The 13,134-nt window shown below is 38.4% G+C and carries 9 protein-coding genes; 3 read left to right on the forward strand and 6 right to left on the reverse strand.

All coding sequences use genetic code 11. The annotated features are described in order from the left end of the window. Nucleotides 1–58: 58 nt before the first annotated feature. Together FXN70_RS08670 and FXN70_RS08675 are read right to left on the reverse strand one after the other, a co-directional pair. Entirely contained in the window at nucleotides 59–541 is a 483-nt protein-coding gene (locus FXN70_RS08670) for a peptidylprolyl isomerase (RefSeq protein ID WP_324647071.1), read from the reverse strand. A gap of 406 nt (nucleotides 542–947) precedes the next feature. Next, nucleotides 948–2,246, reverse strand: a complete 1,299-nt coding sequence (locus FXN70_RS08675; protein WP_324647072.1) for a D-alanyl-D-alanine carboxypeptidase family protein — start codon at nucleotides 2,244–2,246, stop codon at nucleotides 948–950. A gap of 168 nt (nucleotides 2,247–2,414) precedes the next feature. Between FXN70_RS08675 and FXN70_RS08680 the strand changes: the two genes are divergently transcribed. Next, nucleotides 2,415–4,115: a M61 family peptidase gene (locus FXN70_RS08680; protein ID WP_324647073.1), complete on the forward strand. Its 1,701-nt coding sequence runs from the start codon at nucleotides 2,415–2,417 to the stop codon at nucleotides 4,113–4,115. Nucleotides 4,116–4,196: 81 nt separating this feature from the next. On the opposite strand, the gene uraH is transcribed toward FXN70_RS08680, so the two are convergent. Beyond that, nucleotides 4,197–4,598, reverse strand: a complete 402-nt coding sequence (gene uraH / locus FXN70_RS08685) for a hydroxyisourate hydrolase (protein WP_324647074.1) — start codon at nucleotides 4,596–4,598, stop codon at nucleotides 4,197–4,199. 413 nt (nucleotides 4,599–5,011) lie between these two features. Here uraH and FXN70_RS08690 point away from each other — a divergent pair, with 413 nt between their 5' ends. Beyond that, the gene (locus FXN70_RS08690) at nucleotides 5,012–7,243 is read left to right on the forward strand and encodes an NADP-dependent isocitrate dehydrogenase (RefSeq protein WP_324647075.1); all 2,232 of its coding nucleotides are present in this window, start codon (nucleotides 5,012–5,014) and stop codon (nucleotides 7,241–7,243) included. 152 nt (nucleotides 7,244–7,395) lie between these two features. Here the strand turns inward: FXN70_RS08690 and FXN70_RS08695 are convergent, their stop codons facing one another. From FXN70_RS08695 to epmB, 3 genes are read right to left on the reverse strand one after another with little or no spacing between them, the layout of a single operon-like run. Next, nucleotides 7,396–9,516 carry an EAL domain-containing protein gene (locus FXN70_RS08695; protein WP_324647076.1) on the reverse strand — a complete coding sequence of 707 codons (2,121 nt, stop codon included), beginning with the start codon at nucleotides 9,514–9,516 and terminating at the stop codon, nucleotides 7,396–7,398. Continuing rightward, nucleotides 9,513–11,267, reverse strand: a complete 1,755-nt coding sequence (locus tag FXN70_RS08700; RefSeq protein ID WP_324647077.1) for a GTPase — start codon at nucleotides 11,265–11,267, stop codon at nucleotides 9,513–9,515. Before FXN70_RS08700 ends, FXN70_RS08695 begins: the two co-directional genes overlap by 4 nt. Before the next feature lie 27 nt (nucleotides 11,268–11,294). Continuing rightward, nucleotides 11,295–12,311 (reverse strand): EF-P beta-lysylation protein EpmB, encoded by a 1,017-nt coding sequence (gene epmB / locus FXN70_RS08705; RefSeq protein WP_324647188.1) that lies wholly within the window; start codon nucleotides 12,309–12,311, stop codon nucleotides 11,295–11,297. Between the two features lie 70 nt (nucleotides 12,312–12,381). On the opposite strand from epmB, the gene efp reads away from it, so the two are divergent. Then, nucleotides 12,382–12,951 carry an elongation factor P gene (efp, locus tag FXN70_RS08710; RefSeq protein ID WP_324647078.1) on the forward strand — a complete coding sequence of 190 codons (570 nt, stop codon included), beginning with the start codon at nucleotides 12,382–12,384 and terminating at the stop codon, nucleotides 12,949–12,951. Nucleotides 12,952–13,134: the final 183 nt, after the last annotated feature.

A 13,134-nucleotide genomic window follows, 5' to 3' on the forward strand; every position in this document is an offset into this window, starting at 1 on the left:
CAAAAAATAGCATAAAAAAATGGAGCATAAAGCTCCATTTTGATTTCAAAAAGAAATCTTAGTGGTGGTGACCGCCTGCGCCGTGAACGTGACCGTGGTCAAGTTCTTCTTCGCTTGCTTCACGAACGTCTACGATTTCAACATCAAATGTCAAATCTTGACCAGCCAATGGGAAGTTTGCATCTACAATTACATTTTCGCCTTCAACTGCTTTAACCGTTACAATTTGAACGCCGTCATCAGTTTGAGCTTGGAATTGCATGCCCGCTTCGATGTTTTCAACACCTTGGAACATTTTTGCAGGAACTTCTTGAACTAGGTCTGGGTTATATTCTCCATAACCTTCTGCGGCAGGAATAGTAACTTTGAATTTGTCACCAACTGTTTTGCCTTCAAGTGCTTTTTCTAAGCCAGGAATAATGTTGCCTGCACCGTGCAAATATGCAAGTGGTTCACCTTGAGATTGGTCAAGGGTTTCACCTTCAGCATTGGTTAAAGTGTAGTGGAATGAAACCGCGTGGTTATTTGCAATAGCAGTCATGTTAAAAATCCATGTCAGGTTAGGGTGACATCATCGCATTAAATGGCAAAGCCATTCAAATGTTGATGATGAGATCTATTGTAAATATCAATGGGGCTAAGATCAAAAAATTCAATGTGAAATTGAAAAATTAATAGAGAATGCTGAAAAAAACTGCTGTTGGTGAGGGTTTAAAGCCTTCTATCCGGCTGTTGGTAGCGCTTTGAATCACTTATTATTCGTTTAATTAGATAATTTTGTCGGGCACTTACAAAAGGTGAGTGGTCTCAGGAAGAATTTAAAGCATATTGGTTGTAATTAAGTTTTTTGCCTGTTGTTAGACACTCAGCCTAAAATAAAAATTTAGGCTGAGTGTCTAATTGGCTATTGATTTAACAATATTTTTTCACTTTCCCTCGATATATACCTAACTTAATGGGAAGATTTTGGCAGGAACCACTGCATCTGTTTTGAAGAATGGCAAGGTGTGTTTGACCCATATCCATAATCTTTCCCACCATGTCGCTTGTTCAAGTGCAACATGGCGATTAATCTTTACATCTTCAACCCATTGGTTATTTTGATAAATTTTTATCGTTGCAAGCTGCATATTTTGATTTAACGGTGCGGTCAATTGTTGTTGTTGTAATTGAACTTGTAACGTTGTGCTGCTGTTACTCACAGGTTGTAAAAATGCACCATTTAATTTTAATAAGCCATTACTTGAATCAAAACTACGCATATCAATTGCAACAGGTTGTTGATACAACGAGGTGGTAATTACTTTGTTCTGATCTGGGGTAATCGTATAACTTTTAATTTGCCCTGAAATCACAGGCAGTTCAGCAATTGGTTGTTTGGCTTTAATTGCCACATCATCACGCGTGTAGTTATAAGCCAAGTTCATTAAACGATGGGCAACTTCCGCACGCATAACAGGGCTTGTTGTACCTAAAACCACCACAATTAAGCGCCGTTCGGGTAAATTCGGGTTCATGGTTGGGCGCTTAGCGGTTAAAGCCAAGTTAAAACCAGCTGCACGAGTAAAGCCTGTTTTTAAGCCATCGACCGTTGGGTCTTGTGTTAATAAAATATTGGTGGCGTGATGAGGATGATTATTCCATGAATAACTGGTTTGTTTAGAATAATACAAATAATCAGGATATTGCTCAATTAAGGCATTGCCCAATTTTGCCATATCGGCAGCCGATGAATAATGCCCATCCATAGTAATGCCCGCTGGATTGGTAAAGTGCGTATCAGTCATGCCCAGAGCTTTGGCTTCTTGATTCATCATTTCGACAAAGTGAGGTAAATCACCACCAATGCGCTGTGCAAGGGTCACCGCTGCATCGTTGGCTGACATGACCACCAAACCTGAAAGCAATTGGTCGATACTAATTTTTTGCCCTGAGCGCAAAAACATTTGCGATTCATCGGGTTGAACTACTTTCACTACGTCATTGGCGGTGAGGATATCCGTCCGTTTCAGCTTGCCCGCCTTAATTTCTTTTAAGGTAATGTAGGCCACCATCATTTTGGTTAACGATGCAGGCGCACGTTGTGCATGGCTATTAAATTCAGCAATGGTTTGACCTGATTGTGGGTCAAAAATTGTCCATGCAGCTGCGGGTACAGAAGCGGGGTCAATATTTAAAATTGCTGCATGTGAAAGACCTGTACATAACAAGCTCAGGCTCGCACACCAAGAAATAAAACGTTTCAACGGGGAATATCCTAGGGGGAAAGAAAAAACACATATTCTATTCATAAGCTTAATTGAAACTTGATTCATTTAATTAGATGAACAGAATGACAGCAGTGCGCCATATTAGAGTAAAAAAGTGCTAAGCTAAAGCTCTGCATAACTTCATCAAGATTAGAATTCTGACTTATGTTGCACTATCAAATAGAGTTTGACGATTATCAACAACACTTAATTCACGTCACCTTGCGTTTTTTGGCCAATCCAACGCAGGTGCTTTGGCTGCCGACTTGGATTCCGGGCAGTTATTTGGTACGTGAATTTGCCAAGCATATTGAAGCTGTTCGAGCTTATGACGAAGCGGGACGTGTGCTGAAAATAAGCAAATTTGAAAAGAATAAATGGCGCTTATTTAACACCGACCATGAACTCATTACGGTTGAATACGATGTCTATGCGTACGATTTATCGGTGCGGGGCAGTTATGTCGATCAAACCCGTTTATATGTGAATCCTGCCAGTGTGTGTCTTGGCTTAGCCGATCAAGAACATGCGCCGTGTGAATTAGAAGTGTTTTTGCCTGAACCACTCAAACATTTTCAAATGGCAACAGGTATGTTGGCAAAAAGTTTAGTCAAAGGGCGTTTTACCTTAAAAGCTGACAATTATATGCAGTTAATTGATAGCCCATTTGAATTGGCAGAACAAGACCGCTTTAGTTTTGAAGCCGAGAATATTCCACATGAATTTGTGATTTCAGGCAAACACAACACAAACTTAACCCGTTTGCAGCAAGATTTAAGCAAAATTTGCCAAACTGAAATTCAAATGTTTGGCTCTGCGCCATTTAAAAATTATGTGTTTATGACCATGGCAACCGGTAATAGTTACGGTGGGCTTGAGCATCCGAACAGTACCAGTTTAATTACCCCACGCGATGATTTACCGCAAGCCAATGAAACTGAAGAACCTTCAGAAGGCTATCAACGCTTTTTAGGTTTATGCAGCCACGAATATTTTCATTCGTGGTTGGTGAAATTTATTCGCCCTGAAAACTTTGATCATTACGATTTGCATAAAGAAAGCTACACATCTTTATTGTGGATTTTTGAAGGATTTACATCCTATTACGACGATTTAATCTTGCTGCGTAGCGGGGTGATTTCGCAAGAATCGTATTTGAAATTGCTTAAAGCACAGATTGACCGTTATTTGCAAAATCCGGGTAAAGCGGTGCAAACGGTTGCCGAATCAAGTTTTGATGCGTGGATTAAATTTTATCGCCCAGATGAAAACACCAATAACGCTGGTACCAGTTACTATAATAAAGGCTGTTTGGTTGCCTTGTGTTTAGATTTAGGTTTGCGTTTACGTGGTTCTAGTTTAGATGCTTTGATGCGCCGTTTGTATGAAAATACTCAAAATGGTATTCAAGTCAATGAGCGTACGATTTTTGAATTATGCCAAGAACTCACGGGCGATGATTGGGTTGAACAAATCAATCACTTAATTAATACCACAGACGATTTACCGCTAGATCAGCTCTTGCCTGAATTTGGTGTGAATTATCAAATTAGCACCCCAAAAGCCTTAGCTTTTGGCCTGAAACTAACAGATAAACCTGAAGGTGTTTTGGTACAACAAGCAAATCGTCATGGCGCAGGTGCGAAAGCAGGACTTTCCGCGCAAGATGTTATTATTGCCATTGATGGTGTAAAAGCATCAGAAAAATTGTTGGCGCAGTATGCAAAACAACAGGGTGAATTTACGGTGTTGGCTTTCCGCCGTGATGAGTTAATGCAATTTACCTTGTTAGGTGGTGAAACATCTTTACAGGCAGTTGAGCTGAACGTGGTGGATGATGCGAAGTTGAAGGCTTGGCTCGATTAAAAGTCAAAAATCCCGCGATTGATCGCGGGATTTTTTCTAGTTTAGGTCTTTATTTTTAGCACAAATAAGCGCTTATTTTACTTAATTGGCATAATAGGTTGAGTAACCATAAGGGCTAATTTGTATTGGCAGCGTGTAATGATCGCTTGAACCATCAATCACAAACACCACAGGAACTTCGGCATAAAAACTGCGCTGATTGCTTTTTCTAAACCAATCACTAGTTTTTAAGATCACACGATAAAAACCTTTATCTAATGTGGTTTTATCTTTTGGGTAGAGCGTATTGATTTGCCCTTGCGCATCTGTTTGACCTTCACCAATTTTAACCCATTGATTATTTTTTTGCGCTTCTAGGCTAATACTTAAATCATTCATAGGTTGACCATTGCCCAAATTCGTTACTTTAACCACAATTGGTTGTTGAGCGAACAGCGTACTACTTACGCACAAAGCCAGACCAAAGACCGCTAATTTATACATTCGGTGTTACCTCATTTCTAAATTTAACGGCTATGTTAAGAAAATTAAGCAGCGTTGAACAATCTAAAATGTAACGATGGATATTTTCTGGTGCGAAGAAAGCCAAATTTAAGACAAAAAAACGCTAACCTGTGTGAAGACAAATAAACAAAGAATATGTCGGTATTTGGTTGAGAAATAGTGTGATTAGGTTGATTGCGTAAGAGATGAAAGCACGGTAATCAAGATTGATCGGAATTCGCTAGAGGTGCGTGAATTTTAGGCGAAATCGCTCAATTTAAACCGATTTATTAGTTGACGGATATGGCTTGAAGGTCGATACTCTCATCGTTTTGTTTCAGTAAACCTGTTTTGCGGGGGCTGAGTCTAAATCTTAGTCCTAAAAAAAATCAATCCAATGCAAGGAGCTAGATATGGCTGGTGAAAAGTCAACAATCATTTACACACTGACCGACGAGGCACCACTGTTAGCGACTTATTCGCTGCTGCCGATCATTGAGACTTTCACAAAACCTGCGGGTGTCGAGATTGTAAAAACTGATATCTCTGTTGCAGCACGCGTGCTAGCAGAATTTTCAGATATTTTAACGGATGAACAGAAAATTTCTGACAATCTTGCCGAGTTAGGCCGTCTTACTCAAGATCCAAATACCAATATTATTAAACTCCCAAATATCAGTGCTTCTGTTGGGCAATTAACAGCATGTATTAAGGAATTACAGTCGAAGGGTTATGCAATCCCTGATTATCCTGAAAATCCAAGCAATGATGAAGAAAAAACGCTTAAAGCACGCTATAGCAAATGCTTAGGTTCTGCGGTAAACCCTGTATTACGTGAAGGTAACTCAGACCGCCGTGCGCCTGCGGCTGTTAAAAATTATGCTAAAAAACATCCGCACTCAATGAGTGAATGGAAGCAATGGTCACAAACGCATGTGTCACATATGGAAGAAGGTGACTTCTACCACGGTGAAAAGTCGATGACTTTAGACCGCGCACGTAATGTCAAAATGGAACTCATCACTAACAGTGGCGAAACCATTGTATTGAAGCCAAAAGTTGCGCTGCAAGATGGTGAGATCATTGATTCGATGTTTATGAGCAAAAAAGCACTATGCGACTTTTACGAGAAAGAACTCGAAGATTGCCGTGAAGCAGGCATTTTGTTCTCTTTACACGTTAAAGCAACCATGATGAAAGTTTCACACCCAATTGTATTTGGTCATTGTGTGAAAATCTACTACAAAGAAGCTTTTGAAAAACATGCCAAATTGTTTGATGAACTGGGCATTAACGTCAATAATGGTATGGCTGGTCTGTACGAAAAAATTCAGACCCTTCCAACTTCTTTACGTGAAGAGATCATTGAAGATTTACACGCATGTCAGGAACATCGTCCTGCACTTGCAATGGTTGATTCTGCAAAAGGCATTACCAACTTCCATTCACCAAACGACATTATTGTCGATGCTTCTATGCCTGCAATGATTCGTGCTGGCGGAAAAATGTGGGGTGCAGACGGCAAGCAGTATGATGCTAAAGCTGTGATGCCTGAGTCGACATTTGCGCGTATTTACCAAGAAATGATCAATTTCTGTAAATGGCATGGCAATTTCGACCCACGTACTATGGGTACAGTGCCAAACGTAGGTTTAATGGCGCAAAAAGCTGAAGAATACGGTTCACACGACAAAACTTTTGAAATTTCAGCTGCGGGTGTTGCCAATATCACCGATCTAGAAACTGGTGAAGTGCTATTGTCACAAAATGTAGAAGAAGGTGACATCTGGCGTATGTGTCAGGTCAAAGATGCACCAATTCGTGATTGGGTAAAACTTGCGGTAACACGTGCACGTAATTCAGGTATGCCTGCAATCTTCTGGTTAGACCCATATCGTCCACACGAAAATGAACTCATTAAGAAAGTTGAAGTGTATTTAAAAGAACACGATACAACTGGCTTAGATATTCAGATTATGTCGCAAGTGCGTGCAATGCGTTATACGCTTGAACGTGTTGCGCGTGGTTTAGACACCATTTCGGTAACAGGTAACATTTTACGTGATTACTTAACCGATTTGTTCCCAATTATGGAATTGGGTACGTCTGCGAAGATGTTGTCGATTGTGCCATTAATGGCAGGTGGCGGCATGTACGAAACAGGTGCAGGTGGTTCAGCACCAAAACATGTGCAGCAATTGGTTGAAGAGAACCATTTACGTTGGGATTCTTTAGGTGAGTTCTTGGCGCTTGCAGTGTCTTTAGAAGAGCTTGGCATTAAAGAGAACAATGCACGTGCGAAATTACTTGCTCAAACGCTTGATCAAGCAACGGGTCAGTTGTTAGACAACAACAAATCGCCTTCACGCCGTACGGGTGAGTTAGATAACCGTGGTAGCCATTTCTACCTTGCAAAATTTTGGGCAGAAGCTTTAGCAGCACAAGATGAAGATGCTGAATTAAAAGCGAAATTTGCACCGCTTGCACAAGTGTTGGCTGAGAATGAGGCGAAAATTATTGCTGAGTTAGCTGCTGTTCAAGGCAATGCTACGGACATTGGTGGTTACTATGCAATTGACCCTGTAAAAGTCAATGCAGTGATGCGTCCAAGTGAAACTTTAAATGCCGCGCTTGCAGCAGTTTAAGGTTTAATTTTATGTGTGAATAAAAAACCGATGCTTAGGCATCGGTTTTTTATTTTGAGGTTAATTTTTATAAATTATCTCAGTAATCTGATCATAGTTGACTATAACGTAGTGTGTTGATAGCTTAGAAAAAAGCTAAAAATGGCAAGCTCTTAATGACCTTGCACATCCACTAAAGAGTCAACCCGCTTTTGAAAATAATCGCCTTGTAAATATCGAATATCAACATTCCATGCATTAGCAAAGCTGTTCATGTCATTAAGTTGTGTTAAAACCATCTCAACGGGATTAATTGACTTGAATTGTTCCAGTGCTGCTTGTAGTTGTTGTAATTCTGCTTCATTACTCAAATTTTGAGTTAGATTTGGATCTAACTGACAAAAATCTAATTTGAGTTGTTGTAATAGCGTTGCACTTTCACGATTTAACCCAAATTGGCGGACAGAAATAGCAATACCTTGTGTCGTTAAAGTCGCTAAGCTTTCTTTAACGTGATCTAAGTGTTTAAATAACTCTAAAGTAGGGAATTGTAAAACTAGCGCTGCGTGTTGACTGCGTACAATCGCCAACAATTTATCTAACAGTCCAAATAACTGCTGTTCTGCATGAAGTAAAATATCAATATTTAGGTTAATAATCAGCTTGGTATTTGGATAACGGGTAATGAAGTTATGCAGTTGTTTGCAGGCTTCAACCAAAATCCAACGATCAAGTTGAATAGAAAGTTCCTGATCTTTTTTGAGCTCATTTAAATCGTTTAGACCCAACCATTGGTTGTTGTGGATTGTGCCGCTAGTGACCTCATAAATATATAACTCAGTATCTTGTTTGTCATAGAGTTGTTGGTATTTTAAGTGAATTGAATTGTCGTCAATTTGTGTTGCAATTTGGGTAAGTAATTGCGATTCACGGTCTAAATGTGCACCTAAAATAGGTGCTTCATTTGGCATTTGAACGGTCGGTTTTTCTTCTAGCGGACTTTCTTTTTGCTCTAGCGTTGAAAAATCTACCGTTTCTGCTGCCATTTGTAGTTTTAAAGGATGTGCAAGGGCTTGAATAACCAGATATTCAAACTGAGCTTGGTTCTCAATTGCTGAGTCGATGGATTGTGCGCCAATCTCAAACTGTGCGGTATAATTTTGATCGCCAACTTGAATTAATTGTGGTTTTAAAAGTGCTTGTAGACTGCGTAATTTGGATTCTACAAATTCCGTGGACGCTGCTTGTAGTAAATAGACATAAATAGAAGGGCTGAGTTTGAGTATATTTGCTTGAGTTTGGACTTGTAAGAATTGTTGTATACCCTGTAAATAATTCAGCATGTCATCTTGATTCAGATGTGCCAGATGAGTATGTGGATGGTTTAATAAAAAAACGATAAGCGTGTTTTTATTGGCAGGTTCGCTTAACATCTTACGATTAAGCTGTTCATAAGTATAAGTGTTTTGTGGCTCTTTTGGCGTTGGTTTGGCTTTTTCTATTGGAGCTGTATTTTCCGTTTCAATGGTCAGCTGTACGATATCTGCTGAGTTTCCTGGCAAAAACTCAACTTTAAGTAAAGGTGATTTGACATGTGGGTTTTGTGAATGAATGTCAAAACGAGCTTGTTCAAAGTTATATTGTGAAATACGTTTAAAGTTTTGTTTAAAAGTTTGTATATCTTGTGGCTGTAAAATATCTAACAGTGGCAAACCAATGATTTCATCTTCATTTTTTAAACCAAATAAGGCTAAATATTCTGCATTAGCTTGCACATGAATACCTTCGTGGATACGTGCGATTGCTATACGATTTTCATTGGAATAATTTTGTAACCGTGTTTCAAATTGTGCTAATTCAGCATTTAGGTAGTTTTGGGTTTGTAATGAACGACTATACGATAAGGTTCGAACTAAGCCAATATAAAAACGATCTGGATAATCTAAATTAAACAGATCATAAACGCCTTTATTAATATAGGTGAGGTATTGTGATGGCGTATAGTCTTCGGGATTAAGTAATAACAAAGGCAATTGATATTGTTTTGAAGCGCGAATGAGCGTTAATGCTTGCTCAACTTTAAAGTCGTATGCACGTCCAAACAAAACAATATCCCAAGGAGTATTTAGCTGTTTTTCAAAATTTTTGACGTCATCAAGTAAATGCGCATGAACTTGATGTCCTTTTGCTGTTAATAGTGTAACAATTTGATTATAGCGTATTTGGTTGTCATCAATAATGAGTAAACGAGTTTCTGTTTGCTTTAACTTATTGGATAAAAATGCATTTCTCATTTCAGACTTTCCCATAGATCTTGTTTTTTCATGGTTTCAGCATGGTTTTGAATAAATTGGTCAAGCAAAACTTGCTCATCTCCATTTAGCAGTTCAAAATTAAATTGTGTAAAGCTCTGACTGACTAATTTAGTTTCGGTCAGATAAATCTTGATCTGCTTTTTCCCCAGACGCAATAAAATTCCCTGTTGGGATTTAAAGGTTTGAGACCCCAAAACTATGATAGACAAATGTGGGAGATTTAACACCTCATTTTTTAAAATAAGTGCAGGATGGTATAATGTTGAGTCTTGATCGGCGCTGAGTTGTACTGCACAGGGGGTAATTTCTTGTGAAAGAATTTCGACTCCAAATTCAAAACGGTTTTCATTTTCTTGTTTGAGCCAACGAATGGTGCCGCCACGCCATGGTGTTTTTTCATTTTCCTGTACTAAAATAAATTCGCCCGCGCGTAATTGTTTTGGTGGAACACTGTCCCAACACATTCGATAACCATTGACACTAATATCTAAAATATTACAGTTATAAATTTGTTTGGTTTCTGGATCTAAGGTTTGATAGCTATGGTGCTTCATTTTCACCTCACTATTCCATGTTGATAGTGCTTTTGAGTTCTTTTGCACACCAATTTTGCTGTTTAAATACAGTGTTTCATTAAATGCTGTGCCATGGGATAGATAAAAATGTGCGCTTTGCAGTCCAAAAGTAAGTTGAATGCTTGAATTAAAATCATAGCGTTCATAGCGACGTTCAGGCATATTGTTTAATAGATGCTGTATATGAAAAATCAACGAAGGCGTTAAATAATGACGCTCAATAGCAGAGATATAATGATTGTTGGGTAGATGTGTTAAATTTATATGTTCTAATAATGCTTGTGTATCAATAAAAAAAACATGCTCAGTTATTTTTGAATGAATATTATTCCATACTGGAGGGAAGTCATTTTCACTATAAACCATATAACGTGCGTCAAGATGACCATGTTTTGAAATTTGAATTAATTTTACCCATTGAAAGGTGCATTGATATAATGCATCAATTTCAATGGGGCGAATTTGTTGAGGGCTTAAAATATCAATTAAACACAACTGGCTATAGGCATAATAAATATGCTTAAGTGAGGGGAGTGTTGGGTTTAAATGCTCAATTGTTTGTAAATGGAATTGATTTTCTTCGGCGAGTTTAAAGAGCTGATGTCCAATCCGCCATTGACCTACCAATGCATTTTTATATAAAACAACTTGCTGATACCTGAGTCGTCCTAATTGTTCTAAGGCATAATAGCAGCTATAGGTTCGAGTACGCTGACGGTTCTTTTTTTGTGTAAAGGTAAAAAGAGAAAACTTTGCTGCTTGAAGCTGTTTATCAAGTTTAAAACTAATATTGAAGTAAATATTGATGAGATAGCAACGAAATTGTTGTGCTAATTCAATCGTGTGTGTGTTGTGACTCGATATGCTATAAAGCTTATCTAAAAAATGTTTTTCAAGAATCCCCAATATTTGTTCGATTGATAAATGCAGGGTTTGAATGAGTTCAAAGCGTAGGAGTTCATCACAATCAAGCTCAGCAATTTCAATGACCGCATTGAGCAATAATTTAGAGGTATCGCCAAGTTGTATTGCAGGCAGTTGATTGATCCATTGGCGAAGAGATGTAGCATCACAATGACAAAAACTTAAGTCTTTTCGATGCTGGCTCATTTGCAGCATAAAAAATTCTGACGGATTAATGCTTGTAATGCTCATATGCTTCGTCTTCCCCAATATATAAAACTAAAAAGTCTGTTCGCCGTAAAGTGGCGTTTTATTATTTTCACCTGCAATTTCCCGTACTAATTTAGGGACTAAGTATCCAGGTAGTGTCGCCAATAATGCTGTATAAATTTGATTGATTTTTTGTGATTCTAAATCAAAATGTTGTGCACCTTTTACTTTATCTAAGACATGTAAATAATAGGGCATGACCTTTGCTTCAAATAAACGATAACTTAGTTGGCTTAAAATTTCTGCACAATCATTGACACCTTTTAGTAAAACCGCTTGATTTAAAACTGTAATTTGATGCATCGCTAGATATTGTAAGCGTTCTATCGTATAAGCATCAAGCTCTGCAGGATGATTTGAGTGTACCACCATCACAATTCGAAGTGTGCTCTTTTTAAGCAAAGCAACAAGTTCATCATCAATTCGGCTAGGAATGACAATTGGAACACGGGTGTGAATGCGTAAAATTTTAACTTGAGGAAGACTCTCGAGTCGTTTAACCCAAAGTTCAAGTTTGGCATTGGTTAGCGTTAGTGGATCACCGCCACTTAAAATAATTTCATTAATTTGCGGGTTCTGCTGAATATAGCTGCGAATATTATCCCAATCATTATTTTTAGGTAAGTTTTCTTGATACGGGAAATGTCTGCGGAAACAGTAACGGCAATGCACCGCACAAGCACCTGTTAGAGTCAGCAAAAAACGAGATTGATATTTATGCAAAACGCCAGGAAGTTGATTGGCTTCTTTTTCCCCGAGAGGATCGGTGACAAATTCAGGATGATCTTCTAATTCTAAATGATGGGGTAATACTTGAAGTAACAAGGGATCTAAAGCATCGCCTACATTCATTTTTGCAACGAAAGCACGAGGAACACGCAGCTTGAATTGTTCAGAAGCTAAAATTGCCCCTGATAATAATTGATCTGTTGAAAGCTGGAGCTGCTGAAGTAACTCTTTTGGATCGGTAATTAGATCACTAAGTTGTGTTTTCCAGTTTTGCTCTTGGTACAAATAGTTTATCATGCGACGTGTTAAAAATAATGCTAGTCTAGCATTAATTGATTTAAGTTCGTAAGTTTGGAGTGAGCCAGTCATGGCCAATTATTCTACAAATGATTTTAAGCAAGGCTTAAAAGTCATGCTTGATGGTAACCCATGTTCAATCATGGAAAATGAATACGTAAAACCGGGTAAAGGCCAAGCATTTAACCGTGTTAAATTGCGTAACCTTCGCTCTGGTAAAGTATTAGAAAAAACCTTTAAATCTGGTGAAGTTTTAGAAGCAGCTGACATTGTAGAAGTAGAAATGGAATACTTATACAACGACGGCGAAATGTGGCACTTCATGGACCCTGAATCATTTGAACAGCTTGCTGCTGATAAAACAGCAATGGGCGATGCTTCAAAATGGTTAAAAGACGATTCAAATGCGAAATGTTCAGTAATGTTATTTAATGGTGTACCATTAAATGTTAACGCACCGAACTTTGTTGTATTACAAATTGTTGAAACTGATCCGGGTGTTAAAGGTGATACAGCTGGTACAGGCGGTAAACCTGCAAAACTTGAAACAGGTGCAGTGGTACGTGTTCCATTATTTGTACAGCAAGAAGACAGCATTCGTGTAGATACACGTACGGGTGAATACCTAGAACGTGCATAATTGTGATTAAATTCATGATGAATAAAAGGGTGACAGATGTCGCCCTTTTTTTATGCCAAAGTCGTAGATAAAAAACAGAAGTAGCGGTGTAAAGTGATAAGGATGAAACAAATTTTATAAAAACAATCAGGTTTTTATGTTGAATAAGGCGAGGGATGTCATGGATCGTGATCTACGTCAGAA

Source organism: Acinetobacter sp. MD2 (genome assembly GCF_035615575.1).
GTDB lineage: Bacteria > Pseudomonadota > Gammaproteobacteria > Pseudomonadales > Moraxellaceae > Acinetobacter.

Excerpts from the sequence above, each read along its gene's own strand:
- FXN70_RS08670 (WP_324647071.1), bottom strand. The coding sequence starts at position 541 with ATGACTGCTATTGCAAATAACCACGCGGTTTCATTCCACTACACTTTA.
- FXN70_RS08680 (WP_324647073.1), top strand. The coding sequence starts at position 2,415 with ATGTTGCACTATCAAATAGAGTTTGACGATTATCAACAACACTTAATT.
- uraH (WP_324647074.1), bottom strand. The coding sequence starts at position 4,598 with ATGTATAAATTAGCGGTCTTTGGTCTGGCTTTGTGCGTAAGTAGTACG.
- FXN70_RS08690 (WP_324647075.1), top strand. The coding sequence starts at position 5,012 with ATGGCTGGTGAAAAGTCAACAATCATTTACACACTGACCGACGAGGCA.
- FXN70_RS08695 (WP_324647076.1), bottom strand. The coding sequence starts at position 9,516 with ATGAGAAATGCATTTTTATCCAATAAGTTAAAGCAAACAGAAACTCGT.
- FXN70_RS08700 (WP_324647077.1), bottom strand. The coding sequence starts at position 11,267 with ATGAGCATTACAAGCATTAATCCGTCAGAATTTTTTATGCTGCAAATG.
- epmB (WP_324647188.1), bottom strand. The coding sequence starts at position 12,311 with ATGATAAACTATTTGTACCAAGAGCAAAACTGGAAAACACAACTTAGT.
- efp (WP_324647078.1), top strand. The coding sequence starts at position 12,382 with ATGGCCAATTATTCTACAAATGATTTTAAGCAAGGCTTAAAAGTCATG.